The organism is Vibrio limimangrovi (assembly GCF_054064025.1).
The window spans coordinates 258,235-282,130 of sequence record NZ_JBSUGF010000008.1; the positions used below are offsets into that span (position 1 = coordinate 258,235).

Sequence of the window (23,896 nt, forward strand, 5' to 3'; positions counted from 1 at the left end):
GTTTAAAAACCCTGCCAACTCGGCAGGGTTTTTTTATACTTTCAGTCAGTAAATCAAAATAAACGAGCATGCTAAATAAGGAACGTTCCCAACTAAAAGTGAAGATAATGGGGTTTAATGGACTTTATCGCGTCTAAAAACAAGACCTACCTCAACTATGGCTACTTAAAATACGTCGAAAACTAGGAAATTAATGGCGGCTATGCTAATTTTGCAAACGTTCCCAATTTTAATTGTTTAGGTAAACTGATGTCTTTAGCACCATATCTTTCTGTCTGTGGAGGTATTGAAAATATCACCCGCACTCTGCTTACAGAAAAAGATCTTATGATAGAAGTTCGGGATAACGGTTTGGTTCAGGATTCTAATTTGATTCAAACCCGAGAAGTGGTTCAAGGTGAAGTTCAGTTGACATTTTCTCGTCCCATGAATTTAAACCGTCGAGACTTGCTGGAAGTAGGCGAGGCCATTTCTGCTCAGCAACGTAATCGCTTTTCTGCTTTTCAAGTTCCTGTAGAGTGTGAATACCGTCCGACTTGGCACATCTCTCCTCCTATGGGCTTACTCAACGACCCGAATGGATTTATTTATCATAATGGCGCTTACCATCTGTTTTATCAGTGGTATCCGTACAGTTGTGAACATAAAGATAAACACTGGGTACACTTAACGAGTCAGGATCTAGTTAATTGGGAATGGGACTCTGTTGCTCTGACGCCATCTTTTTGGTGTGACAGCCATGGTGTGTTTTCTGGACATGCGTTGAGTCAGGGTGAGGATTTGATGTTGTTCTATACGGGGAACACACGCATAGGACAAGAGCGAGACAGACAAACCACTCAATGTTTAGCAATTTCTCGCGATGGTTTTAACTTCACCAAACATGGTCCGGTGATTGACGCTCTGCCGCCTAATGTCACGCCTCATATTAGAGATCCAAAAGTCGTACGTCACAATGACAAGTGGCTAATGTTACTTGGCGCTCAGACAACGGATCTTAAAGGACGCCTCGCTATTTACCAGTCTGAGGATCTCTACCAATGGGAGTTCAATGGTTTGTACGGCGACGAGCTAGGTGATTTTGGGTATATGTGGGAATGCCCGGATCTGTTTAATTTGGATGAACAGATGTTTGTGGTGATTGGTCCACAAGGTATCCCATCTTTTTCGGAATACAACACCATTCCTCATCACAACGGGATTGTGAAAGCCGATTGGATGGAGGGCAACGGTCTGAAAATGGGTGATTTTCAGCATTTAGACTTTGGCTTTGATTTTTACGCACCACAAAGCATGCAAACGACAGATGGTCGACGTGTGATGTGCGGCTGGATGGGGTTGCCTGACGAAGTGGATCAGCCAAGCCGCGATAACGGCTGGGTGCATCATCTTACAGCGATGAGAGAAATAAATTATCGAGATGGTACTCTATATCAGTGGCCAATTGCGGAGATGGAATCCCTGATTGAGTCTTCTTCTGAGCTAACACTTAACTCAGATGGTCTGAGCATCGGAACGAAGTGTTTTGACCTGAGCATTACACTAGAGTGGGGTGATGCACTGAACCTGTTTGAAAGCGCTGAGCAGAAGTTCGTTTTACAAGCAGACGCTGAAAAGTGCTGTTTGGTTATGGATCGCTCTCAAACGTTGAACCGTGCGCAAGATACGATTCGTGAGCTGCCATTAGACAGCGAACGTATTGAGCTGCGTGTTCTCGCCGATAACTCTTCGGTTGAAGTGTTTGTAAATGGTGGTGCTGCGGTCATGACGTCACGTGTGTTTACTAACAAAGATGCAATGCGAATCTCAATACAAGGTGATGAGAGAAAAGCAACTTTACACCGATATAAAGCGGCGAAAGCGCCATTTAGTCAATCATAAGTAATGACCTCTACAAAAATCCCCGCACGTGCGGGGATTTTGCTAATGGTCATTTGTTTTAGACCTTAAATGTAAGCGAGCAAAGCTTCTTGAGTCGGTAATGCTGTCATCGCCCCTTTTTGAGTCGTGGCTAACGCACCGCAGCCATTCGCCCAATTTACTGCAGCATGAATAGTGTCTTTATTCGCCCATTCTGCTTGCTGAGCTAACTTAGCGAGCAGGCCACCAACAAATGCATCACCAGCCCCCGTCGTATCGACAGGTTTAACCGCTCGACCAGAGATCAGCTCTTGCTCACCGGAAAATACGACCAACGCACCTTTGGCACCTTGTGTGATTAATACAAGCGTATTACCGAAAGGTTTGATCGCTTCCAGACCAGACTCTAATGAATTCGTATCGGTTAAGAAAAGCAGTTCATCGTCAGAGAACTTCACCACGTCAGCGAGTTCGATGGCCTGGCGTACCACTGGTTTAAGTTGACTTGGGTCTGTCCACACTTCTGCACGAAGGTTAGGATCAAAGCTGACAAAACCGCCGGCTGCTTTAATGTCTTGCATTGCTTTAAGCGTACTACTACGGCTTGGTTCGTTTGCAAGAGCAATAGAGCAGACATGTAACCAGTCCCCTTGTGAAAAGTCGGGGATATCTGCAGGAAGCAGGAACTGATCTGCACTTGGTTTTACCATAAACGTAAAGCTGCGTTCGCCTGAGTCATCCAAATCCACGATAACGGTTGATGTCCGATGATCTTCATCAAGCAACATAAAGTCGGTGTTTACAGACTCGTTTTTGAGCGTTTCCTTCATAAATCGACCTAACGGATCGAGTCCAACGCGACCAAAAAACGCAGTGTTACCCCCTAAACGCGCTATAGCTACCGCAACATTAGCGGGTGCGCCGCCTGGGCATTTTAGATACGTGCTGTCGGTATCCGGAATCAAATCAACGACCGCATCTCCAGTCACCCAAATTGTGCTCATAACTTATCCTTTAAACTACATAGAATCACTGAGAGTATTTTTAGCTAAAACGATTTAGCTAATCAATTGAAATTCATTTAGTAGAGTGAAAATAGGCAATGATTGTGATCTAAACCAAGCTATGGAGAGGATAAGTTGCGATCATGGTAACTAAGTCGCAATCATGGTAGCAAAAGGGATGGTTTTCACTATGTACCCAGATATCATGGCTCGCAACGTAGTTAAGCTATGATCGGAACAAATTAATTTGAAGAAGAAAAAACTGAAGTTGGCGGATATTGCAGAACTCGCTGGAGTATCTAAGTCCACCGTCAGCTTTGTCCTTAATGGCCATGCGAAGAAGCATCGTATTAATGAAGAAACGGTGAAACGAGTTCAAGCCGTGGTCGATGAGCACAATTACGCACCAAGCCTCTACGCTCGTGCACTTAAGGCAAGTCGTACTTATACCTTAGGTCTCGTGATACCTGATCTAGCCAATATGGGATTTGCTACGACAGCTAAATTACTGGAGAAGCGGGCCCGTAGCCATGGCTACCAGCTTTTAATCGCTTCTTCGGAAGATAATCCTGAGCTGGAGAAAGCCGCAGTTCAGAGTCTGCTGGAGAGGCAAGTTGATCTGTTGATGGTCGCGACAGCGATGACTGAAGATACGTTTTATCTTGAAGTCACTCAACAGACCCCGGTAATACTGTTTGACCGTATTTTTGAGTCTACCTCGTTAACCACGATCAAAACTGATGCCTACAGTGCGACACAACAGGTGGTAGAAAAACTTTGCCAGCAAGCAGAAGAATGTGCGTATTTAGGCGGGCAATTAAATCTTTCACCAAGTAAAGACAGATTCTCGGGCTATCAGGCGGCGTTGAATGCAACTGGCATAACGCTGGATTTGGCTTTGGTCAGACATAAGGATTATCAGCCTGAATCTGGTTATGCAATGTTGCAGGAGATTCACCAAGATATTGGGCGTCTGCCGACAAGAATATTTGTTGCTTCTTATTCCATTCTGGAAGGCGCGCTGCGCTATCTGACTGAACATCGGTTGCTGGATGAAAATATAAAAATAGCCACATTCGATAATTCAGCAATGTTGGACTGTTTGCCGATAAAAATTGATTCAATCGAGCAAGACTGTGAACTTATTGCGCAAGCCTTATTTGAGCAAGTCGCAGCGTTAGTTGATTCGTCAGAACGTCAAGCGGAACATCTGACTCTTCCCGCAAAGTTACATTATCGTAAGTGAATCTCTTGCCTCATTACGAAAGAGACAAAGTGTAAGTGAGCAAAAGCGGTAGGGTTAAGATGCTGAAAAAATTGCCAAATAACACCATCGAAGCAACTTTCATTGGTTCTATATTCAGCCGCTCTGCGAATAAATAATTCATAACGGCAGGCGGTAACATGGTGAAAAGTACCATCATTTGTAACTGCATGGTAGGCAGTGGAATGAACCAGTAGATTAACGCAAACGCGACTGCTCCCGTTACCAGTGATTGTACTGTACAGATCACACCAATTCTTAGGCCATCCAAGCGTAAGTTACACATCTGTGCACCAAGAGAAAGTAACATGACAGGTACAGCCGCTTGGCCTAACAAGGCGGTTGCTTCATATAGGGGAGTCCACGCCCCGATTCCAGATAAGTTCAGACATAATGCGAGAGAGGCCGAAAAAAATATTGGCATTTTGATGATTTGCTTCAGTGGATTACCGTTGCTCAGTAGCATTACTCCCAAACTGACATGCAAACAAGCTGATACAACAAACAGCAAAACCGCTGAAGAAAGCGCAACATCTCCGAATGTGTAAGTAAACAGAGGAATAGCTAAGTTACCACTGTTACGGAACATATGTGGGGGTGCCCACGCTTTAAAGGTTAACCCAGTCACTTTACAGATAGGTATCATAAGTAAACCCGGGGCTAAAACAGCGATAACGGCGGCGAAAAGAAGAGGCCCCTGATCCGCATCAAGCGGCATGCTGACAAGCGAAGAAAATACCAACGCAGGGGTAAATACATCAATGTTGATTCGATTGATTGGGCGGAAGTCGGGTTTGATATGACGACCAACCAAGTAACCTACGCCAACAAGAGCAAATACAGGAAAAAGAATATTAATGACTTGATTTATCATGACCGCTCTTAAATAGACGTTAAAAATGAGTTACTAAATGAACCTGAGTTCAAACTATCAACCTTTGTATGCTGAGTCATCGAAAAACAGCGAGAATCTTGGGGTGAATCAAGCTTTAAAACGAAGAACTGGCGGTAGCTGGAGAAAGGTTGGGACAAGTAGGTTTGGTGCCTAGCTACGTACAAATTACTGAAATATCGACAACTTTTATGTCAGAAAATTGTAAATTAGTCTATGCGTGATATATTTATCAAATAGGGAAATTAACTAAATATAGGTAAGATTATGGTCAATTTAACTGCTTGTTATTTGTATTTAAGATTTCTCTAAATAAAAAGCGCTAAAATATCGGTATTTAACAATAATTTATACAGCTGTAATCCATTTAATCGTAAAGAAAAAAGTTGGCGAAAATCATAAGCTTGTCATACACTTCCTGATGTAACCCCGATATGTTGTTGAATTGGTAGGGTAAAACTGCTCTGGCGCTACACTAGGTAGCATTGTTAAACATAGCTTTGAGGAAAGTTTTATGGCGCTCACAAAAGCCGAATTGGCAGAAAACCTGTTTGATAAATTGGGATTTAGTAAACGGGACGCCAAGGAAACGGTGGAAGTGTTCTTTGAAGAAATTCGTAAGGCACTGGAAAGTGGCGAACAGGTAAAACTGTCAGGTTTTGGAAATTTTGATCTTCGTGACAAGAACGAACGACCTGGTCGTAACCCGAAAACCGGTGAAGATATTCCAATTACTGCTCGACGTGTCGTTACCTTCCGCCCGGGCCAGAAGTTGAAAGCTCGCGTAGAAAATCTTAAGAAAGAACAGTAAAGCAATCAAATCGATCACGGCCTGATCGTGGTCATTTGTTGTGTGTGCATATAGTGTCGGCATACAAAAGAAAACCACCGCAATGCGGTGGTTTATTATTTTCAGAGAAGATGTTTTGCTAAGCAGCTTCTAAATGCGTGGTTAAGTAAGGCTGCCATGCTTGTTGGTACAAGTTCTTCGCTTGACTGCGCATGGTTCTCACTGATGCCATTTCAAATTCAGTCAGGCTACGTTTTTCCATTGTCGCTTGTCGTTCAAGTTTCTGAATTTTCTCATATAAGTCGTGTTCCGGACCGTTTTTCACATCCGCAATGGCTTTCAAATGGATTTGTACTTCTGCAATTAGGTTTGTTTTCGGTAAACGAACCAGTAAGTTTAAATCTCGGTAACCCGATGGCCCCGGTTTTTTAAATCGGTTTTTGACTTTAACAATCGTCGTTTCACGTTCTAGTGTTTCGTAGATTGAAACTAAACTGGCCACATCTTCTGCCACTATTGTCGCACGTGCGAGGTCAGTAATTCGTTCCACCTGACCATCAAGTTCGTGAGCGATCTTTTCCTCTGCTCGTTGTTTGGATTTTACGCCGGCAAAGTAAGGTTGGGCGTCGTTGAGAAGGGCCGTACTTTTACAGATGGTCTCAAGTTCGAATTGAGCTTGATGTGCTTTGCTGTAAAGAATATCAAAATCAGAGTATGGCTGAGTTGGGTATGTGTCTAGTGGTTGAATACCATACAAGCCACTTAGGCTATGTTTGAATAACTTTGGACATACCTCATTTTGACTGGTCGTCCGGTTTTGTTCGTTACTTGGCGCAGGAATAGCGGCGAATGCAGGTGCACGGCTTAGTACCAAAAGCATCAATGCTGCTGTACGTAAAAATAAGCTCATTCACTCTCCTTAACTTGCTTGCACTTAGAAAATGGGGGACATAGAAGTCGCTAAGTTTGCAAATCAGGTTGTTATTTATAAATGGGGGATCTTTTGAAACATTCCAAGGTTAACTCTCACGTTTGCAGTGGAATTATGCGTTAGATCACCATTTATATTTTCATTGTTCTGTTAATTAAGCGTCAGTATCGTTTGGTTTATCATGATTGCATCCTAGCATTTGAGGATTAACTAAAGATGAACAGCATAGACAAATTCGAAAAAATCATTAGTCTTATCGCACAAAATGAAAATCAGCTGACAAGTAGAAAGTAAAATGAGAGACCCAGAATTTTGGCACAGCAAGTGGGCCAGCAACAAAATTGGATTTCACCTGGAAGATGTAAATCCATTATTGCCTCAGCACTGGCATCTTACGAATCCAAAACGCGAAGATACCGTGTTGGTTCCGCTCTGTGGTAAATCTGAAGATCTAGTATGGTTGGCAACCAAACATGACGAGGTTACTGGCGTCGAGTTAAGCCAAATTGCGGTGCGTGCTTTCTTCGCTGAGCATTTTTATACCCCAACGGTAACGCAATTAAATGGCAGGCATGAGCTGTACCAGTTTGATGAGCTCTCAATTTATACCGGGGACTTTTTTAGTGCTCCTATTTCTCAAGCCGATATCGTTTATGATCGCGCTGCATTAGTTGCACTCCCGCAAGATATGAGAGAAGAGTACGCAACTCGTTTAAAACAGCTTCTTAATCCGGGAGGTCGTATTCTGCTTGTGACACTAAACTACGTTCAGGAAGAGATGGCTGGCCCTCCATTTAGTGTACCGGTAAATGAGATAGAACAACTATTCTCTGGTTACAAAGTCACTTGTCTGAACGTTGATGAAGCCGATGAAGATCACCCGAAAATTGCAAAGCAGGGGCTGAGTCGTTTTTCTGAAGAAGTGTATTTAATCGAAGCGCTGTAACTTTTAATGTTGTAGGCCGTTACTTGCCCAGAGATACAAAAAAGCGCAGCTGACTATTTAGTAAAGTACGAATAGTCGCTGCGCTTTTTGTTATTTTAGACGCCTAAATGGGGCATTTAGTAAATGATATTTACTTTTGATGCGCTTTCTACAGCATCCTGGACAGACTTTTCTATAGTCTTACGACGAGTAAGTACGACACCCAAACGACGACGGCCGTCGATTTCAGGTTTGCCAAATAGACGAACTTGCGTCTGTGGCTGTGCTAATACTTCAGACAGGTTATCGAAACGAATATTCGTTGAAGTGCCTTGTCCCAGTATGACTGCTGATGCAGAAGGTCCGTATTGAACGATTTTGTTAATTGGCATACCTGTAAACGCGCGGACATGAAGCGCGAACTCAGACATTTCCTGTGAAATCATGGTTACCATGCCGGTATCGTGTGGGCGAGGAGACACTTCGTTAAAGATAACTTTATCGCCTTTCACAAATAGCTCCACACCGAAAATGCCGTAACCACCCAGAGCATTAACCACTTTCTCAGCAGTGAACTCAGCCGCTTTTATCGCGTTCTCAGACATTTCTTGTGGTTGCCAAGATTCACGGTAGTCGCCATCTTCTTGGCGGTGACCGATTGGAGCACAGAAATGTACGCCATCAACCGCACGTACTGTCAGTAGCGTGATCTCGTAGTCGAAATCGATGAAGCCTTCCACGATCACACGGCCTGCGCCAGTACGACCGCCTTCCTGTGCATAATTCCACGCTTTTTCGATGTCGTCTTCTGTTTTGATAACGCTCTGGCCTTTACCAGATGAACTCATTACTGGTTTAACGACACATGGGATACCGACGAATTCTACTGCCGCTTTGAAATCGTCATAGCTATCTGCAAATTTGTAAGGAGAAGTGGCAAGATCAAGCTCTTCTGCGGCTAAACGGCGAATGCCTTCGCGGTTCATGGTGAGTTTAGTCGCCTTTGCAGTTGGAACTACATTCAGGCCCTTCTCTTCAAGCTCAACCAGTTTGTCTGTCGCGATAGCTTCAATTTCCGGTACCACGTAAGCTGGTTGTTCTTTGTTGATGATCTCTTCTAAAGCTTGGCCATCTAGCATATCAAGCACGTAGCTGCGGTGAGCGACTTGCATCGCTGGTGCATTCGCGTAACGGTCACAAGCGATGACTTCTAAACCAAGTCGTTGGCATTCAATTGCTACTTCTTTACCAAGTTCGCCTGAGCCTAAAAGTAATACACGGGTAGCATTCGCGCTAGTTGCGGTACCGAACATATTGTTCCCTTACAAAATAAAGTGATGAGACAAAATTTTCAGGGGATCATACTGAATTTTTCTCGCAAAGCAAACGTTTGCTTCCGGCTTTTTCACAATAAAAAAGCTCTACATCTTGTAGAGCTTCGATCGACATTATTGTCGGTGTTACACGTTAACGAAACTGAGCGGAATATCCGGATTCAGCGCTTCTAACGTCGATTGTGTATCGGCTAAGTGGCTAATCTTGCCTTCAGAATTTTCTACCAAAGCCGCTGCTGTAATTTTATCGAACGTTTCGCCAGCCAGAAGTACCTGAATCAGCGCCACTTGCAGAGGTGGAAGGCTTGGGTTGAATGCGGCATTTTCTGCGTAGGCACCCTGAATAATACGCCCGTCAGCAAGCTCTAATGCTAAGCCGCTTAGGTTGTTCGTGTATGGGGCATGACTCATGTTCATTGCATCAACGGCTTTTTGAATCAATACATCGTCATCATCACATCCAAACTGATGCTTCACGTCTGCCATTAAACCAGATGTGATCCCCAAATCTGCAGGGCCAAACGCTTCAGGAAGGTATTCGTGTAGCGATTTTTCTTCACGCTCTGGTAGCTGTACCTTTAACTCTTTCGCGGTAGACAGCTCATTCATAAACTGACGGCAGTGACCGCAAGGGCTGAAGTTAATTGTAATGTTTTTTAGACCACGTTCGCCTTTCATCCAGGCATGGCTGATTGCAGATTGCTCTGCGTGAACGGTTTGTCCTAACTGAACACCAAGGAACTCCATGTTTGCACCAAAGTAAAGGCGACCTGAGAGACCGCGAACAATCGCGCCAACATAGAATTCAGAAATCGGAGCGTAAGAATAGGCTGCGGCAAAAGGAAGCAGAGCAACACGTAGCTCTTTATCTGATAAGCCAGTAGCGGAAAGTAACTGCTCGAACTGCTGAACTGAAAGAGTGGCATCAAAATCGTCGGCAAGGACGATAGGAGCAAGTTGGTTTGAAAGTGCTTCAGGAGCGTTTGATAGCGCTTGTTCAATGCGACTTTTCATGTTGAATCCTTGTTAATGCATGGACAATTATTCTAAGCAAAGGAGAGAAATGTTCAGTGATTTATATCACGTTTAATTATGCAATAATTGTGCTTGTTACATAATTAGAGTGATGTCACACATGTATTCGATTGCGCAGCTGCTGAGTGTAAATTTCGTCTCATAACTATATCAACTCATGCACATATACCCAAGAAATGGGGGAATGAAAACGCTTTCTTATTAGCTTTGGTTTTACGGTTTTGAACTGTAGAGGAAAAGAATGGGAAATGAAGGGGGCGACCTGCCGTAGGGACAGGCAGGTCGCTGATACTAATTATTGATATAGCCAGACAGCCAGAGCGAAAAAGCTTGGTGCCAGAACAGAAGTGATAATACCGCAGAGAACCAACGCCAGAGATGAAAATGCCGCGTCGGCCGGTTGTTTCTCTACACAGGCTGCCGTACCGAGTGCGTGTGACACGGTACCCATGGTAAGGCCTCGGGCGATAGGATGCTTAATGCCAATCAGGTTATAGATCGGGTAGGCGACGATGGCACCCAGCAAACCCACGAGAAGAACTAAGATCGCAGCAACAGCGGCTTCACCACCGAGGTGGCTGGAGATTTCCATTGCGATAGGGGTTGTCACGGATTTACCCACCAAGCTGGCGATCAAACTAATCTCAGTATGAAATGCTACGGCGATTAAGGTTGTCGTCAGCATTGACATCACACTACCCACAACACAAGCGAGTGTAATGATACGCCAGTTGGCCTTAATTTGTGGCAGCTGCTCGTAAAGTGGATAAGCAAGCGCGACAACCGCTGGTTGCAGTAAGAAACTGAATATCTGGTTGTCGGCGTAGTAAGTGTCAAACGGCACGTCCAAATAGGTTAACAATGGGATAATGACCGCAATGCTGATAAGTAGCGGGTTTACAAGGGGATTATTTGCCTTGACCGCAATTTTCCGGGCGATCAGGAAAACGACAATAGTGAGTAAAATCCACATATTAGTGTTTCTCCTTAAGCAAGTAATCTAACAGCAACGCAAGACTGACCAGAACAATCAGGGTACCACCTACCGCGCTAGCAAGAATTGACCAGGCGTTAGCGAATAAGAGGTCGAAATGCTGCATGAGGCCAACACTGACTGGGACAAATAACAAAATCATGTAGCGAATAAACAGAGTCGCCCCAGGTTTGACCCATTCCACTTTAACGATGCCAAGCACCATACTAAAAAACAAGATGATCATGCCAATAACACTGCCCGGGACGGCAACGTCAGTGAACTTTTGGATAGTAACCCCAATACCAAGCGATCCCATGATGAGAAAGAGGGAAATAAGCAATTGAACCAGTTGTAAGAATCGATCTTTTATCATTTTGATAGCATATTGAAACGACAAGTGCACCTGATGGTGCCCTTGGATTAAGTAATAAAATTAAGAGGCTAGGCTCTCAACGTAACGGTAAACGGATTTTAATAGCGCGATTTTCTTTTCGTCACTTTCATGTTCATGAACTAAGTTCTCCAAATTCATCATGTACTCTTCAATCTGGCTTTCAAACACTTCGCGGCAGTGCAGTGCCCAGCGTCTTTGTTCTTGTTCATCAAGAGTACCTGGGAAATTTCGTGCACGGTAACGGAAAAGCAGTGGCTTAATGCGTTTATCATCGAACTCAATATTCAGAGCTGCCAGGTTATTCGGGTCGGTTTCACGAATGATATCCATTGCTGCGCGATCCGCAGGCGAGAAGAATCCATCATAAAGCTGGGTATCTACATCATCATTCTTTTCAAACGTGCGCTCTACAGAAAACAGGCTGATCAGTTTTTCACGAATCTCTGGATGCTGGCGAAGCAGTGCAAGATTGTTCAAACACTGCTGACGGTCTATGCCAATAGATTCGGCGTTTTCTGCGGTCAGTGTTTTAGCCGGAGCCAGAATAGGGCACTTGTTCAGGTGCACGAGTTTGACTGGTACTGGCAATAAATCTCCGAGATCTTCACGTTTGGTGTACAACCTTTCATGAAGCTCTTCGGCTGATAACTCAAGAATTGGCTGCGGATCTTTCGCTAAATCAATCGTGATTACCGCGTTGTTATTCGTTGGGTGCCAGGCAACTGGTACAATCCAGCTTGTGTATTGGCACTCACGCCCTAACATGCCTGATACATGCATCAGAGGCGTCATATTGACGATATCAACCAACTCATTCAGCTTACGTTTTTGACGCATCGAGAAGAAGTACTCAAACAGCTTAGGCTGCGCGGCTTTGACTTTTTTCGCCATCTCGATCGTCGCGATAACGTCAGCCATTGCATCATGCGCGTTGCTGTGTTCGATACCATTGGCAACAGACAAGTTCTCTAGCTTAAAGCTCGTAAATCCGTCTTCGTTTTCTGGCCACTCGATACCCTCCGGACGGAGTGCATGGCAAGCACGCATGACATCAAGTAAGTCCCAACGTGAGTTACCGTTCTGCCAACTCCAGGCATAAGGATCAATGAAATTTCGGTAACACGTATAACGCGTCACTTCATCATCAAAACGAATACTGTTGTAACCCAAACTCGTGGTGTTCGGTTTGGACAACTCCGCATGAATTTTAGCGATGAACTCAGGCTCAGACAGACCTTCCTGAACGGCTTTTTGAGGGGTAATGCCCGTAATCAAAGCAGCTTCAGGAGAAGGGAGATAATCAGCAGGTGGCTGGCAATACATCACTAAAGGTTCGCCGATGATATTGAAGTTTTCATCTGTGCGAACACCAGCGAACTGACTCGGACGATCTTTTGCGGGGTTTGTACCCCAGGTCTCGTAGTCAAAGAAGAAGAATGTCGGCTGTTCTGAGTTATTCATAGGATTCTTTTTTTGTTCGTTGTTCTTCAAAACTATCCTTGTTAATCAGTCGATTAGCGTTGTTTGTTATGCTATCTTTTCATTAGGTTTTTGTAGTTTTAACGCGTTTTACATTTGCACTTGCGTCCAAATATGTGTCCAAATTTTGTAAGTGCTGCGTCCTAATTTTTAAGGTAGATAACTTGAGTATTACAGACAAGCAGCTAAAAGCTATTACAAAGCTAAGCGAATATAGCGGCCCGGCAGAACTGAATGACGGTGAAGGTTTAGTAGCGAAGATATCGCCCAAAGCAAACATCACTTTCCAATACCGCTGCAGGTTTAATGGTAAAAACAAACGCATCCGTATTGGCAAGTATCCGATAACCACCCTCAAGAATGCAAGGCAAATCCATAAAAGGATGCTTGAGCTGAAAGAAGAGGGCAGAAACCCCGAGATAGCCATGACGGGTGAAACCGACTTTCTCACCCTAAAAGATTGTTTGGATTACTGGTTTGAGCACAAAGTCTCGACTCAAAAAGAGGGGACGCAGACACTCTACCGTTCGGTAGCGAGCAACTACTTTTACAATGCCTTCCCTGATGTCGATGTAGAAAAGATCTCAGCACGAGAATGGATGCGTTGGTTCGACGACATCGCCAAGAAAAACCCAAAGACGGCAAACTCCGCGTTTTCCAAAATGCGCGCTTGTCTTAACTTCTGTAAATCCAAGTTCCTTATCGATGGAACGCACTTTGAAAAAATCAGGCAGCAAGATGTCGGTGAGTCGGCCAAAGCCGGTGACCGCGTGTTATCACTTCCTGAACTCGCCAAAGTGTGGATTGCGATTGAGCGCAGCAAAGCAGGAACAACGACCAAGAATCTGCATTTAATAACAATGTTATGGGGTAACCGATTATCTGAACTTCGCTTGGCCAAGCGTGAACACTTCGATATGGTCAACGACATTTGGACGGTACCGCCAGAACTCAGCAAAATGGGTAACACCATTCGCAGACCCATCCCTAAACACATCAAGCCGATGCTGGAAAGGTTAATGAACATCTATGATGAATACCTTTTCCCTGGCGCATCCCTCCATAAGCCCATCAGCATATCCGCAGCAAACCGCTACATAAGAAGGTTACGCGATAACCTGAACCTACCTCACTGGCGAACCCACGATTTCAGACGCAGTATTTCTACCACTTGTTCCGAACTTGGCACAATGCCACATGTGACCGAAAAAATGCTCGGGCATGAGCTGGTTGGCGTAATGGCGATATACAACAAGCATGACTGGCTATCAGACCAAAAAGAAGCATATGAAAAGTTTGGAGAAGCGTTGTTTGCCCAAGTGCAAAAAGAGCTGGAATATGAAAAAGTAGTTGTAAATTAGTATGCTTGTTGCTGACCAATTGGTAGCATAGATCAATAACTAGCTGTTTAACTTTTGAATCTAACAATGAAAGGCGGCATGATAATGTCGAAAAGGTGGCTCTTAGCCGTTTAATAAGCGTTAAAGGCCTAAAGGAAGCTAATGAGTATTTGGAAAGAACTATACGATATTTTTGATAAAGAAAGAGCTAGATGGCAAACGAAAAGTGCCAATAAGCAGGCTTTGGTATTTGAGCTTCAGAGTAACTTATCTTTTCTTGCCGATGCTTTAAAAAACGGTCTTGGTCAAGTCAATATAGTGAACGGCCTAGAACGTTCGGTTTTTGAAAAATCGATGCAAAGTGGCTTTTCTATTAATTCCATCTCCAATAAGAAGGTAACAACCAAAACAATTGGCGGTTTTGCTGAGTTCAAAAAGTACGTCGGCAAAGACACCGAATATCTGGTGAAAAATGCGTACTTAAAAATAGGTACATTGACAAAGCTTGTAAACTCAAGTGACAGCAAAAACTACTCACTTAAGATTAAGTCACTGTTTAGGTTTTTAATGTTGTTGATTACTCATATAGAGGGACGGTATTTAACAAGGAGCTCAAGGAATAGAAGATGAATAATACTAACCGGCTATACAGATATACAACATTGCCAGTAGCATTAGATATACTGTTTCATCTACAGTTGACATTTTTAGACCCTAGTTCTTGGGATGACAAAAATGATTCTTATTACATGGAGCTTTATAGAAAAAAGAAACGGCTTAAGAGCCTTCTTGCATTGTGTTTTACTACTAAAGCTGAGACATACCATCATTGGAAAGTATTCGCTGATGGTATTAGTGGTGTTAGGATAGTATTTAATAAGCAAAGGCTAATGGATGATATTGCTAGATATAGAACGGCTAAAGTAGATGAGGTGTACTATCTGCCTATTAGCGAACTTAAAGATAGACCACCAGAAACCAATGAGTTACCGTTCATCAAACGTTTAGCTTTTTCAGACGAGCAAGAATTTCGTGCTATTTACGAGTCAAGACAAGAATCACTTCAATTTGTTCACCTTAATATAAGTCGACGAAGTATAGTTGGAGTCACTTTGAGTCCTTGGGTTCCAGAGGAAATCTTCAAGTCGGTGAAGGAAGTAATTCACTCAATTAGTGGTTATTCAAACCTCAATGTTCAAAGATCGTCTTTAATAGATAACCAGATTTGGCAAGAAGTCGCTGACAGACCAAGAGCATAATAAGGCATCTAAGAGTTATTACCAACACGTGGCTTCTTGGTTTGAATTAGTTTTAGTGTTTACTGAGCATTCTATTAGATCAGTTGGTGGCGTTGTCCACACCTTGAGTACGTCTACATGTGTACAGTGTAGTCAGAAGGAGATTTTAATTATGAAAATAAATATTCATACATCACACCCATCTGCGTTTATCAGTTCAACATTTGTTGATTTATACGAGGATAGAGCTGCGATAGCGGATGTTTTGAAAAATAGAGGATTGAATGTTAATGCATTAGATATACGACCTGCTTCAAATCAGTCATCAAAAAAAGAAATACTCAACGGTATTAAAGAAAGTGACTTTGTTATTCTGCTTATCGGTGACAGGTTCGGGTCAATCTTAAAAACTATGACTGGTAATGAATCTCAAAGCATCACTTGGTGGGAGTATACAAACGCATTGAAAATGGGGAAACCCGTGATTGCTTATTTTAAGAATGTAGATAGCACAGACCCTAAATCTCATGATGAAAAGTCTGACCCTTTGTATAAGCATAAAAGACTTCAGTTTGAGAAATTTAAAAAAACCGTCACACAAAGACATAACCCATCATTCTATACAAATCCGTATGAACTTGCCGACCAACTAGATGAATCTCTAATTAGTACATATCGTGCCGGCGTTAAAGCACTATGTTTGAAAAATTCAGAGTTACAAACAAGGATTAGTCAGCTTGAATCTGAGTTGTTGGCATTAAAAGCGAAGCCAGAACCACTTACTTCTAGCACACCGGCCAATCCTTTTAGTGAATTACTGAACTTGGGATTAAACAATCCACAACAAACTAACACAGATGCACAAGTGCAGGGGCTTTATGATATTTTGAATAAAAAGCAATCAAAATAAAGCGTTTAAGGCAGATTCTTAGCATTTGGTGTTCTCAGTTCAGAGGCGGGATTTGTTACTCTGTAGTGTTTAGGTTCGGTAATGGTGCTTCTGACTACTTTAACGTGGCGTGATGTGTCAGTGTTTGCGGAGGTTAAAATGAGAAAAAAGATAGACTTAGACCCCCTACGGCAAGCTATTAGAAAGCACAATATGATGGCAATTTGGCGAGAAAGTACGATCAGCGAGTATGAATCTCCTGAAGAACACGCAATTAAAAAGGCTCATGAGTCAAAGCGTAAGTTTGAACAGATAATGTCATCTGTAAAAAATGACGGTACCAAAGAGTATTTGGCATGGGCTATCAATACTTCGTTGAATCTTAAACTAACCCGTGGGCATAGCGCTCAAGCAACAGGTGGGAAGCACTGGCAGTCATGGGGACTCAAAGCTAATAAACGTAACAAGAAACACAAATAACAAAGCCTTGAAGAGTTATTCCCTTCGCTTGGCGGTCGCAGTTTTGTATTTTAGGTAGTCTGCGGAGACTTTAGTATTACGTTGCTAATTCCCTTAACGCCCGAATATTTCTTTAGAAGCTATAACGTCCAAATTATTATTTTTAATGTGTGAGTGAACAATGAATAAACTATTAGTCCTATCGGTTACCGTTTTACTTCAAGCTTGTGCCACGGTGGGTATGATGCCTAAAAGTGCGAGTGAAGTTGATTTTTATGGAGTAGAAGGAAAAACAGGCTGGTCTCAATACAAGCATGTTGAAACCTTTAGAGGTTATACAAAAGAACAGGTTTATGATGCAGCAAAAGTTGGTTTAGGAAATGCTGGCTTTTCCCTTCGTCAAGCTGACTTCTCAAAAGGTCTGGTTATCGGTGAGCATGGCATGACAATGCATGATTGGAATGTCATGGCAGGCGTTTACTTTATAGAAGAAGATAACAATACCAAGGTTGCTGTTATTGCCGAGGGTTCAAAAGATATTGGTTTTAGTGGTGACGTAACATCTGATGGTTGGACAGGTAAGATCCTAAAGGGCATGCGTGAGTATCTAAATGACACATACCAAGCTGTATTGAAGGTCGATAAGAGTGACTTAAAATAGCTCTCATATTGATATATAAAAGTGACTCCCAATGCTTGGCATTTTTAGTTCAAAGTTGGGTTTGTATTTAAACCGCAATTGCTTACGCGGCAGCGTTGCTCACCAATTAACGCGGTTACACATATTGGATTTAGCATGGCAATACTAGATGATTTAATTAAGTTAGTTGATGAGTATCAGGCTCGTTTTAGACACCCAGAGATGCAACCTCTGACGTTTGTGCCAGAGTTTGACTTAAATGTTACAGACCCAATCTGTCCAGTAGACGCTGCAAAAAAAGGGGTCTATGCAATATTCTGTGGCGAGAAAATTATTTATATAGGTAAGTCCTCGGCACAGAAGAAGGCCATATGGCATCGTATTGTGGACCATATATATAGTTCTAAAAAGAGTAAGTGGAGCGACCAAGCGACTCATTTCGTTGCTTGGGCTGTACCAGATGAAACTTTTTTTGAAGCGAGTGCTTTAGAGGAGTTTTTAATTTTTAGGCTTAAAAATGAATTGCCCAATAATAGAATTGGCAAATAAGAACATAAATTGCTCAAGACTCATTCCCAACGATGAGGTAATTTAGGGCAAAACCCTCTAAACCCCAGCCTTAAACCCACCTTCATGCTCTACCCATTCCATCACCGCTGCGCGTATCCAACGCAGCGGTGATTTGCTAATTGGCTCTGGGAAGTTGCGGTTCTTGCGCCAGGCGATGATGGTGGTTCGCTTCTTATTGAAGAAGTCCAATACCTCTTGATGACACATGATCTTGTTGGACGACTCAGGGTAACGCTCTGCGTCATAGGCAGGTTTTTCTGTTTGTTTCGCTGACTCACGGACGAAAGCAGGAGCAGAGTAGGTGAAGTTCATCGGTGATTGATTGAAGTCTGAATAGTTCATTACACAAATTCCTAATTTTCGTTAACTGTAGCCGTTGGCTGATAAATACGAACTCGATTAGCGGTGTGCCAGCAAGTCGCGTCACCTTTAAATAAACCGCCATCGCTTAGCTTGGCGCACCCTTCTGGGAGCTGTTCTCCGCACTTACTGCATTTCCCCAGTTGCGTTTGAATCACTGGAATTTCGCTATAAACACGGTGGATCAGTGACTGTAGTGCTTCTTCCTGTGTATAGGGTTCAGCAGGGTAGGCGAAGAACTGACAGATTTTCTCTAGCTTCGCCTGTTCCTGAGGGTTTAGAGATATGCGCAAATCATGGTTGTTGTTGGCTTTGCGCTTATCTCTACATCTTTGAGCGCGCTTTGCGTTTTGCTTACGTTTACGCTCTTCAGGTGTCATTTTGTTTTGCTCTTTCTAGTTCGCTTTGGTTTGCTAGGTGAGAGCATCTGTTTAGCTCTGGCTAGGCATTCATCGAACACCTTACCTTTGGCAAAACCTGCAGTATTACGATAGTGATTGATTCCGCGCTCAACGGCGCGTTTGATGTCGAGTTCTTCATGTCCATCGTTCTCGAGAGCTGTGGTCATATGTTTGGCGATAAATGCTTCTTGGCTGTTTCGGTAAGTTAAAGTACTCATTACACAAAGTTCCTATTGCTTGTGGGTGAATACCCGCAATCAGCCTAAGCCCTTGATATTGGTGGTCAGCCAGAGATATACTGATTGCGAGGTTTGGTTATCTAAGTCTCATTGCACAAAGAACGCCCCTGTTGGTTTGGTCACCGATAGGGGTTTTCTCTTTCTAGTGGGGTAGCGTTCTCGCTTCCACTGCGGCTTGCAGGCTAACCAGCTGGCTGAATAGCTCTTGCGCCTTTTCAAAGTCTTCTTCGTTTACGTGAATCTCCAGCCCTTTAAAGTCTTCGGCTCCTTCAAAGATGGAAGTCGCAGCGATACGAAGCGGATCATCCTTACTTAGCTCTGCTGTGAACTCTTCAAACTGATGGCTGCACACATTCAGTAATTGCAGGTTGTTTAGCAGTTGGTGAGTTTGTTCTAACGTCATTGCTTTCATCATTAAGCTCTCATTGCACAAAGTTCTCGGAAACCGATTGGTCAGATCGGTAAGTTGCGTCTGGTCAGGCATACTAGATTTTGAACACTAATTGTGTTTACTAGATTGCCTCGATAGGAATAAAATACACAAAACGTGTTTATTATGTCAACACGTTTTGTGTTTGGTTTGCGCCAAATATAAAAAAACCGCCTAAAGTTAGGCGGTTTTATGAAAAAAAGCTGTTTGTCTTTTCTATACGAGTCTTAGTCTTGCTTCTACTACGACACCGATGATTTTGCAGTTACCGTTGATAGGAATCATTTTATAGTTTTCATTTAATGGCTTTAAATAGTCCTGACCACCATCAGTTACAAACTTTTTAAACGTTGCTTCATTAACGTCTGTTAACTTCGCTACAACCAAAGAACCATTGCAATGTTCTTTCTCTGTATCGACCAGTACAAGAGTTCCTTCAGGGACGCTGACCCCAGACAAACTGGTCATCGAGTCACCTTGAACTTTTAACCAAAAGCTTCGCTTCGATGTTTTAACTGTTGCTTCATACCATTCGTCTATTTCATCTAAGGCGTATGCCTCACAAGCTTCTGTCCATTGACCTGCCTGTACAGAACTTAAAAGAGGGAATGAGCTTTGAAGCCTAGGTTGAATATCTATTTCATGTACATTTGGAATTGAGTCGATTTCTGAGGAATCGAATAGGATTTCATATGGTTTGATTTTTAATACCGAGGCAATAATTTCAGCATCATCTAAATTGATACTTCTTACTCCAGCTTCATAATTGCCAATACGAGACGCACCCCAGCCGCATTTCTCAGCTAGGGTCTTTTGGCTTATGCCTTGGGCTTCTCGGAATCGCTTTAAGCGCGACCCCACTTCTTGCTTTTTACTCATATCCATAAATTAACACGCTCTGTGTGTGGTGTAAGCACACGATTTGTGTTTACTGTTAAACACGTTTTGTGTATTCTCTTTGGCGGAGGGCTAGCAATGAACAATATTTCATTATTTCGCAATCAAGCCAAAATCAGCCAATCGAAGTTAAGTCAGATGGTGGGAGTAACGCCATCGACCATAGGTAACTACGAATCAGGGATTCGAGCCATAAATATCAGTATGGGATGGAAAATCGTGAATGCATTTTCTGCTTTGGGTATTAAGTGCCAGTTCACAGACGTATTTCCAAATCCCTTAGATTCAAAAAATAGCAAACCCCGTTCTTAAAAGGCTGATCAACAACATTCTGTACAAACAACCAGTAAGGAAAACCATGAACAACAGTTTTAAAAGCGTTATGCGTAACGCGATAGAAAGTTGGCGAACGGAGCTGAGCAAAGAGTGCATTGCTCACCGTGTCGCTAGCTTGTATCACAAACTCGATCTTGAACATGAAGTCGATGCTCAGCGTAAAGCTCTGCTCAAAGTGCCAGGTGCGGATGACAAGAACAACGCGCAGAACTTTTTCCGCTATGTCGAGCGCACCAGTGTAGAAGCCAAAGCCACAATGATGGATTTGTTACCCGCGGTACTTAAGGCGATGCCCGCAAAACGCGCGAGCGACATGCTTAACCAATTTCTCAACCCGCTTGGGTTCTCTGTCACTTGCATTGGTGCCAGTGATGCCAACCTTAACCGCGATTTATTGCTGCACAACCACAACAAAGAAACTTCAGAAGCGTTTTGTGCGGTGATCTCTTTGGGTGAGAACGCGACCATCGGCCAGCTGCGCAATGCGTACCGAGAAGTGCAGGAGGCGAAGGCATCTCACGCGCCGCTTCTGGAATACCTTGAATCGTTGATGGCCAAGAAAGCCGCCTGATTTAAACGCGTAGTGGCTGACCACCACACAGTACGCGCCTTTATCCGAAAACACGGAGAACTTTGTGCAATGAGCCTTAGCTTACAGAACTATCACGGCTGCCTGATTTGGGTGGCCAATAACGGTGTGTGTCGTTTCGTCGTATCACGGACTAAAGCGATGGAAATCTTTGAATCAATGAAAGCGGGGACGAGTCGTGATTGAGTATCTGGATAGACCCATCGCTTTTCATAGATCGTTCGTGAAGATGGGGATTGGTATCACGGGCGCATTAATGCTTAGCCAGAGTATTTACTGGAGCCGAAGAACGAACGCTTCTGGGTGGTTTTATAAAACTCAGGAAGAGTGGCAAGACGAAACGGGCATGACTCGAAGAGAGCTTGATACCGCGCGTAAAAAACTGCGTCAGTTGGGTATTCTGGAAGAGAAAAAACAAGGTGTGCCTTGTCGAGTTTTCTACCGCATTAATGAGCCAAACTTGATTGCACAAATGGAGCAAACTGGTTTGGCGGAATGCGCCAAACTAGAACGTACAAATGTGCCAAGCAGTGCTGCACAAATCAGCCAAACTAAAACAGAGACTACACAGAGATTACCAGAGACTACTACAGAAAAAGTAAACAAAAAGTCTCCCATCACGGGTAGCTTGGTTTCTGAGGAGCACATTCCAGCCATGCTCGATCGCGATGCTTGGGCTGAGTACCTGGCATTCCGTAAGCGAATCAAAAAGCCTTTCAAAACTGAGCGGGGCGAGCGAACCAAAATGCTCGACTTGCTCAAGCTCTCCCAGAACGTGGTGAGCATGCAGCGCCAAATCATTACGCAATCCATCGACAACGAGTGGCAGGGTTTGTTTAGCCTCAAATCGTCCTCGCCAAACTCAAAGTTAATTCCGGTGGAGCAGTTTTCTGACCAAACCAACCCTGATGATTACGGACCACCTCAGTGGTTCAAAGACCGCCAAGATGGAGGTGACCAATGAGCAGCTTTTACCAAAAATTACAGCAAGCGATGCCTGCGAACGTTGTGCCGTACACGGCTGAGCAGATGGAGCAAATCGCTCAGCAGGAAGTCGAGAAGCAAAGCCAAGTTGCATTTCAAAACTACCAGCAGAGCAAGGTTCAGGATTTGCTTGGCCGCAGCGGTGTTGGCAAGAAACACCAAAAGTGTCGATTCGCAAACTACGTGACAGACAGCCAAGGCCAGCGTCAGGCGTTCAGTGTTTCTCGCCGTTGGGTGTCGGAGTTCTTAGAGGGTGGCTCGAAGAATTTTATCTTCTCCGGTTCTACTGGGACGGGAAAAAATCACCTAGCTTGTGCGATGGCGAATTCGCTGATGACTCGCAATCATACGGTGTTGGTGATTACGGTGGCTGAGCTGATGATGAAAATCCGAGATAAGTACAACCGCCAATCGAATGTGACGGAAGCTCAGTTTCTGAAGTATCTGTCTCAGGTGGATCTGTTGGTGCTCGATGAGGTTGGGGTGCAGCGCATGAATGACCACGAGGCGATCATGATTAACACCATCATCGACTCACGTTACACCAACGAGAAGGCAACCGGCATTCTGACCAATCTGAAATCTGATGACCTGACTCAGGTTCTTGGGGCACGAGTGATGGAGCGTTTGTTGGAGAGCTGCGAGTGGGTGAGCTTCACGTGGGAGAGTTTTCGCAAGCAGGTGAGGAACAGCAAGGAGGTAGCGTAAATGCGACCAGAAACGTTATTGGCTAAATTCGATTTGAAAGGCATAAATTACGAACCGCAAAAGGGCGGCAGGGGCTTATTTTCTCTTGAAGACCAACTCGGGATGGTGGGGATAACCTGGAAGGAATCTCCAGTTGGTTTTTTAGTTTTGTTTGTGGAGTTACTGGACAACGCACAATCTCGAAGAGCACTTGAGAAAGCGGTTCTTGCGGAATTGTATACTCTGACCGATGACTGGCGCGGCCAAAAAAGCGAAGCCGCATTTGCTGCCATTGTTCGCGCAGCTGTGGAAGAAGCGATCACTCCACAAGGCCGTGTTTGTTCTTGCTGCGGTGGAAGCGGTAAGTACCGAGCCCCAAACCGCCACTACCGTAAATGCATGCATTGTAACGATGGCCGTGTAGCGTGGGATCTAGAAAGCCGCTTCGCCGCCATGTGCTCCGGCCGCTTCGTTTGCACTTTCTCGGTATTCAAACGCCAATACCACCCAGTTCTCGATGGCCTAGCAGATTGGCTAGCCGCAAAACGTAATGCTGCGATGTTGGCGTTGATGGAGAGAATTGAGAAGGAGAGGGTGGCTTAGTTGGGGAGGCCTGTCGAACTTCTAAATTTTATTTTACGGGGATAACACAGGCCTTGGTGTAGCAGGTGATACCATAAATATGGTGCTGTGAAAGTTGACGTGCTGAATATTACCGTCTGGTTTGGAAATGTTCGCACTGAATAATTCCTGATATGGTTAACCTTTTTCGTAAGCAGAGTCCTTAAAAAGTGGTATTCGTTAGTGTGAGTGTGGTAACACTTTGCAAAAAATCAGAGCCGTGAACTCAATGGTTTCTAGATTAAAATTAATAGGTTGGGGTATGTCATGCTAGGATGTGATGTAACCCCTTTAGTTATCCGATAACAGTAGGAACTTCTGGTCACCATAGT

Annotated in this window: 30 protein-coding genes; 17 read left to right on the plus strand and 13 right to left on the minus strand. The window is 43.8% G+C overall.

Going from position 1 to position 23,896, the window contains the following annotated elements; all coding sequences use genetic code 11:
* Positions 1-249 precede the first annotated feature (249 nt).
* Positions 250-1,881 (plus strand): glycoside hydrolase family 32 protein, encoded by a 1,632-nt coding sequence (locus ACWYU8_RS11885; RefSeq protein WP_457519777.1) that lies wholly within the window; start codon positions 250-252, stop codon positions 1,879-1,881.
* A 65-nt stretch (positions 1,882-1,946) separates the two neighbouring features.
* Here the strand turns inward: ACWYU8_RS11885 and ACWYU8_RS11890 are convergent, their stop codons facing one another.
* A complete protein-coding gene (locus tag ACWYU8_RS11890) occupies positions 1,947-2,864 on the minus strand; it encodes an aminoimidazole riboside kinase (protein ID WP_457519778.1) in 918 nt (305 codons plus the stop codon).
* Positions 2,865-3,111: 247 nt separating this feature from the next.
* Between ACWYU8_RS11890 and ACWYU8_RS11895 the strand changes: the two genes are divergently transcribed.
* A complete protein-coding gene (locus tag ACWYU8_RS11895) occupies positions 3,112-4,110 on the plus strand; it encodes a LacI family DNA-binding transcriptional regulator (RefSeq protein ID WP_457519779.1) in 999 nt (332 codons plus the stop codon).
* A 13-nt stretch (positions 4,111-4,123) separates the two neighbouring features.
* On the opposite strand, the gene ACWYU8_RS11900 is transcribed toward ACWYU8_RS11895, so the two are convergent.
* Complete coding sequence (locus ACWYU8_RS11900; protein WP_457519780.1) at positions 4,124-5,002, minus strand: AEC family transporter; 879 nt, start codon at positions 5,000-5,002, stop codon at positions 4,124-4,126.
* Positions 5,003-5,534: 532 nt separating this feature from the next.
* On the opposite strand from ACWYU8_RS11900, the gene ihfA reads away from it, so the two are divergent.
* A complete protein-coding gene (gene ihfA / locus ACWYU8_RS11905) occupies positions 5,535-5,831 on the plus strand; it encodes an integration host factor subunit alpha (RefSeq protein ID WP_005462650.1) in 297 nt (98 codons plus the stop codon).
* 118 nt (positions 5,832-5,949) lie between these two features.
* On the opposite strand, the gene ACWYU8_RS11910 is transcribed toward ihfA, so the two are convergent.
* Entirely contained in the window at positions 5,950-6,720 is a 771-nt protein-coding gene (locus ACWYU8_RS11910; RefSeq protein WP_457519781.1) for a RelA/SpoT domain-containing protein, read from the minus strand.
* Positions 6,721-7,036: 316 nt separating this feature from the next.
* Between ACWYU8_RS11910 and ACWYU8_RS11915 the strand changes: the two genes are divergently transcribed.
* Positions 7,037-7,687 (plus strand): thiopurine S-methyltransferase, encoded by a 651-nt coding sequence (locus tag ACWYU8_RS11915; RefSeq protein WP_457519782.1) that lies wholly within the window; start codon positions 7,037-7,039, stop codon positions 7,685-7,687.
* A 116-nt stretch (positions 7,688-7,803) separates the two neighbouring features.
* On the opposite strand, the gene purT is transcribed toward ACWYU8_RS11915, so the two are convergent.
* From purT to sbcB, 5 genes are all read right to left on the minus strand, one after another.
* Positions 7,804-8,979 (minus strand): formate-dependent phosphoribosylglycinamide formyltransferase, encoded by a 1,176-nt coding sequence (gene purT / locus ACWYU8_RS11920; RefSeq protein ID WP_457519783.1) that lies wholly within the window; start codon positions 8,977-8,979, stop codon positions 7,804-7,806.
* A 147-nt stretch (positions 8,980-9,126) separates the two neighbouring features.
* On the minus strand, positions 9,127-10,014 hold the full coding sequence (gene cdd / locus ACWYU8_RS11925) for a cytidine deaminase (protein ID WP_457519784.1): 888 nt from the start codon (positions 10,012-10,014) through the stop codon (positions 9,127-9,129).
* Between the two features lie 316 nt (positions 10,015-10,330).
* On the minus strand, positions 10,331-11,008 hold the full coding sequence (locus ACWYU8_RS11930) for a CidB/LrgB family autolysis modulator (RefSeq protein WP_457519785.1): 678 nt from the start codon (positions 11,006-11,008) through the stop codon (positions 10,331-10,333).
* A gap of 1 nt (position 11,009) precedes the next feature.
* Entirely contained in the window at positions 11,010-11,384 is a 375-nt protein-coding gene (locus ACWYU8_RS11935) for a CidA/LrgA family protein (RefSeq protein ID WP_457519786.1), read from the minus strand.
* Positions 11,385-11,444: 60 nt separating this feature from the next.
* Entirely contained in the window at positions 11,445-12,866 is a 1,422-nt protein-coding gene (sbcB, locus tag ACWYU8_RS11940; protein ID WP_457519787.1) for an exodeoxyribonuclease I, read from the minus strand.
* Positions 12,867-13,048: 182 nt separating this feature from the next.
* Here sbcB and ACWYU8_RS11945 point away from each other — a divergent pair, with 182 nt between their 5' ends.
* From ACWYU8_RS11945 to ACWYU8_RS11975, 7 genes are all read left to right on the plus strand, one after another.
* Positions 13,049-14,245 carry a tyrosine-type recombinase/integrase gene (locus tag ACWYU8_RS11945; protein ID WP_457519788.1) on the plus strand — a complete coding sequence of 399 codons (1,197 nt, stop codon included), beginning with the start codon at positions 13,049-13,051 and terminating at the stop codon, positions 14,243-14,245.
* Positions 14,246-14,386: 141 nt separating this feature from the next.
* The gene (locus ACWYU8_RS11950; RefSeq protein WP_457519789.1) at positions 14,387-14,854 is read left to right on the plus strand and encodes a hypothetical protein; all 468 of its coding nucleotides are present in this window, start codon (positions 14,387-14,389) and stop codon (positions 14,852-14,854) included.
* Complete coding sequence (locus ACWYU8_RS11955; protein WP_457519790.1) at positions 14,851-15,483, plus strand: DUF2971 domain-containing protein; 633 nt, start codon at positions 14,851-14,853, stop codon at positions 15,481-15,483. The genes ACWYU8_RS11950 and ACWYU8_RS11955 overlap by 4 nt, the downstream gene beginning before the upstream one ends.
* Positions 15,484-15,634: 151 nt before the next feature.
* On the plus strand, positions 15,635-16,372 hold the full coding sequence (locus ACWYU8_RS11960) for a DUF4062 domain-containing protein (RefSeq protein ID WP_457519791.1): 738 nt from the start codon (positions 15,635-15,637) through the stop codon (positions 16,370-16,372).
* Between the two features lie 138 nt (positions 16,373-16,510).
* Complete coding sequence (locus ACWYU8_RS11965) at positions 16,511-16,831, plus strand: hypothetical protein (protein ID WP_457519792.1); 321 nt, start codon at positions 16,511-16,513, stop codon at positions 16,829-16,831.
* Positions 16,832-16,991: 160 nt separating this feature from the next.
* A complete protein-coding gene (locus ACWYU8_RS11970; protein WP_065299522.1) occupies positions 16,992-17,471 on the plus strand; it encodes a hypothetical protein in 480 nt (159 codons plus the stop codon).
* 135 nt (positions 17,472-17,606) lie between these two features.
* Positions 17,607-17,999, plus strand: coding sequence for a hypothetical protein (locus ACWYU8_RS11975; protein WP_457519793.1), 393 nt, complete (start codon positions 17,607-17,609; stop codon positions 17,997-17,999).
* Between the two features lie 57 nt (positions 18,000-18,056).
* Here the strand turns inward: ACWYU8_RS11975 and ACWYU8_RS11980 are convergent, their stop codons facing one another.
* The 5 genes from ACWYU8_RS11980 to ACWYU8_RS12000 form a co-directional block, all read right to left on the minus strand.
* The gene (locus ACWYU8_RS11980) at positions 18,057-18,362 is read right to left on the minus strand and encodes a helix-turn-helix transcriptional regulator (RefSeq protein ID WP_206969868.1); all 306 of its coding nucleotides are present in this window, start codon (positions 18,360-18,362) and stop codon (positions 18,057-18,059) included.
* Positions 18,363-18,373: 11 nt separating this feature from the next.
* Positions 18,374-18,760 carry a hypothetical protein gene (locus ACWYU8_RS11985; RefSeq protein ID WP_457519794.1) on the minus strand — a complete coding sequence of 129 codons (387 nt, stop codon included), beginning with the start codon at positions 18,758-18,760 and terminating at the stop codon, positions 18,374-18,376.
* Entirely contained in the window at positions 18,757-18,999 is a 243-nt protein-coding gene (locus ACWYU8_RS11990) for a hypothetical protein (RefSeq protein WP_262687150.1), read from the minus strand. The genes ACWYU8_RS11985 and ACWYU8_RS11990 overlap by 4 nt, the downstream gene beginning before the upstream one ends.
* A 163-nt stretch (positions 19,000-19,162) precedes the next feature.
* Positions 19,163-19,435, minus strand: coding sequence for a hypothetical protein (locus tag ACWYU8_RS11995; RefSeq protein WP_273994020.1), 273 nt, complete (start codon positions 19,433-19,435; stop codon positions 19,163-19,165).
* A gap of 231 nt (positions 19,436-19,666) precedes the next feature.
* Complete coding sequence (locus ACWYU8_RS12000; RefSeq protein ID WP_457519795.1) at positions 19,667-20,335, minus strand: LexA family protein; 669 nt, start codon at positions 20,333-20,335, stop codon at positions 19,667-19,669.
* A gap of 90 nt (positions 20,336-20,425) precedes the next feature.
* Between ACWYU8_RS12000 and ACWYU8_RS12005 the strand changes: the two genes are divergently transcribed.
* The 6 genes from ACWYU8_RS12005 (at position 20,426) to ACWYU8_RS12030 (ending at position 23,546) form a co-directional block, all read left to right on the plus strand.
* The gene (locus tag ACWYU8_RS12005) at positions 20,426-20,659 is read left to right on the plus strand and encodes a helix-turn-helix transcriptional regulator (protein ID WP_457519796.1); all 234 of its coding nucleotides are present in this window, start codon (positions 20,426-20,428) and stop codon (positions 20,657-20,659) included.
* A 46-nt stretch (positions 20,660-20,705) separates the two neighbouring features.
* On the plus strand, positions 20,706-21,254 hold the full coding sequence (locus ACWYU8_RS12010) for a hypothetical protein (RefSeq protein ID WP_457519797.1): 549 nt from the start codon (positions 20,706-20,708) through the stop codon (positions 21,252-21,254).
* A 69-nt stretch (positions 21,255-21,323) separates the two neighbouring features.
* A complete protein-coding gene (locus ACWYU8_RS12015; protein WP_457519798.1) occupies positions 21,324-21,458 on the plus strand; it encodes a hypothetical protein in 135 nt (44 codons plus the stop codon).
* On the plus strand, positions 21,451-22,236 hold the full coding sequence (locus ACWYU8_RS12020; RefSeq protein WP_457519799.1) for a hypothetical protein: 786 nt from the start codon (positions 21,451-21,453) through the stop codon (positions 22,234-22,236). The genes ACWYU8_RS12015 and ACWYU8_RS12020 overlap by 8 nt, the downstream gene beginning before the upstream one ends.
* A complete protein-coding gene (locus ACWYU8_RS12025; protein ID WP_457519800.1) occupies positions 22,233-22,964 on the plus strand; it encodes an ATP-binding protein in 732 nt (243 codons plus the stop codon). The genes ACWYU8_RS12020 and ACWYU8_RS12025 overlap by 4 nt, the downstream gene beginning before the upstream one ends.
* Complete coding sequence (locus ACWYU8_RS12030; protein ID WP_457519801.1) at positions 22,965-23,546, plus strand: hypothetical protein; 582 nt, start codon at positions 22,965-22,967, stop codon at positions 23,544-23,546.
* The last annotated feature ends 350 nt before the right edge of the window (positions 23,547-23,896 follow it).

Bases quoted from the DNA above. Each gene is read 5' to 3' on its own strand.
- ACWYU8_RS12010 (WP_457519797.1), top strand. From the start codon at position 20,706: ATGAACAACAGTTTTAAAAGCGTTATGCGTAACGCGATAGAAAGTTGG.
- ACWYU8_RS11975 (WP_457519793.1), top strand. From the start codon at position 17,607: ATGGCAATACTAGATGATTTAATTAAGTTAGTTGATGAGTATCAGGCT.
- ACWYU8_RS11985 (WP_457519794.1), bottom strand. From the start codon at position 18,760: ATGACACCTGAAGAGCGTAAACGTAAGCAAAACGCAAAGCGCGCTCAA.
- ACWYU8_RS12025 (WP_457519800.1), top strand. From the start codon at position 22,233: ATGAGCAGCTTTTACCAAAAATTACAGCAAGCGATGCCTGCGAACGTT.
- ACWYU8_RS12000 (WP_457519795.1), bottom strand. From the start codon at position 20,335: ATGGATATGAGTAAAAAGCAAGAAGTGGGGTCGCGCTTAAAGCGATTC.
- ACWYU8_RS11950 (WP_457519789.1), top strand. From the start codon at position 14,387: ATGAGTATTTGGAAAGAACTATACGATATTTTTGATAAAGAAAGAGCT.
- ACWYU8_RS11955 (WP_457519790.1), top strand. From the start codon at position 14,851: ATGAATAATACTAACCGGCTATACAGATATACAACATTGCCAGTAGCA.
- ACWYU8_RS11885 (WP_457519777.1), top strand. From the start codon at position 250: ATGTCTTTAGCACCATATCTTTCTGTCTGTGGAGGTATTGAAAATATC.
- sbcB (WP_457519787.1), bottom strand. From the start codon at position 12,866: ATGAATAACTCAGAACAGCCGACATTCTTCTTCTTTGACTACGAGACC.
- ACWYU8_RS11980 (WP_206969868.1), bottom strand. From the start codon at position 18,362: ATGAACTATTCAGACTTCAATCAATCACCGATGAACTTCACCTACTCT.
- ACWYU8_RS12030 (WP_457519801.1), top strand. From the start codon at position 22,965: ATGCGACCAGAAACGTTATTGGCTAAATTCGATTTGAAAGGCATAAAT.
- ACWYU8_RS11910 (WP_457519781.1), bottom strand. From the start codon at position 6,720: ATGAGCTTATTTTTACGTACAGCAGCATTGATGCTTTTGGTACTAAGC.
- ACWYU8_RS12005 (WP_457519796.1), top strand. From the start codon at position 20,426: ATGAACAATATTTCATTATTTCGCAATCAAGCCAAAATCAGCCAATCG.
- ACWYU8_RS12015 (WP_457519798.1), top strand. From the start codon at position 21,324: ATGAGCCTTAGCTTACAGAACTATCACGGCTGCCTGATTTGGGTGGCC.
- ACWYU8_RS11935 (WP_457519786.1), bottom strand. From the start codon at position 11,384: ATGATAAAAGATCGATTCTTACAACTGGTTCAATTGCTTATTTCCCTC.
- ACWYU8_RS11965 (WP_457519792.1), top strand. From the start codon at position 16,511: ATGAGAAAAAAGATAGACTTAGACCCCCTACGGCAAGCTATTAGAAAG.
- ihfA (WP_005462650.1), top strand. From the start codon at position 5,535: ATGGCGCTCACAAAAGCCGAATTGGCAGAAAACCTGTTTGATAAATTG.
- ACWYU8_RS11970 (WP_065299522.1), top strand. From the start codon at position 16,992: ATGAATAAACTATTAGTCCTATCGGTTACCGTTTTACTTCAAGCTTGT.
- ACWYU8_RS11915 (WP_457519782.1), top strand. From the start codon at position 7,037: ATGAGAGACCCAGAATTTTGGCACAGCAAGTGGGCCAGCAACAAAATT.
- ACWYU8_RS11900 (WP_457519780.1), bottom strand. From the start codon at position 5,002: ATGATAAATCAAGTCATTAATATTCTTTTTCCTGTATTTGCTCTTGTT.
- ACWYU8_RS11990 (WP_262687150.1), bottom strand. From the start codon at position 18,999: ATGAGTACTTTAACTTACCGAAACAGCCAAGAAGCATTTATCGCCAAA.
- purT (WP_457519783.1), bottom strand. From the start codon at position 8,979: ATGTTCGGTACCGCAACTAGCGCGAATGCTACCCGTGTATTACTTTTA.
- ACWYU8_RS11890 (WP_457519778.1), bottom strand. From the start codon at position 2,864: ATGAGCACAATTTGGGTGACTGGAGATGCGGTCGTTGATTTGATTCCG.
- ACWYU8_RS11995 (WP_273994020.1), bottom strand. From the start codon at position 19,435: ATGATGAAAGCAATGACGTTAGAACAAACTCACCAACTGCTAAACAAC.
- cdd (WP_457519784.1), bottom strand. From the start codon at position 10,014: ATGAAAAGTCGCATTGAACAAGCGCTATCAAACGCTCCTGAAGCACTT.
- ACWYU8_RS11930 (WP_457519785.1), bottom strand. From the start codon at position 11,008: ATGTGGATTTTACTCACTATTGTCGTTTTCCTGATCGCCCGGAAAATT.
- ACWYU8_RS11960 (WP_457519791.1), top strand. From the start codon at position 15,635: ATGAAAATAAATATTCATACATCACACCCATCTGCGTTTATCAGTTCA.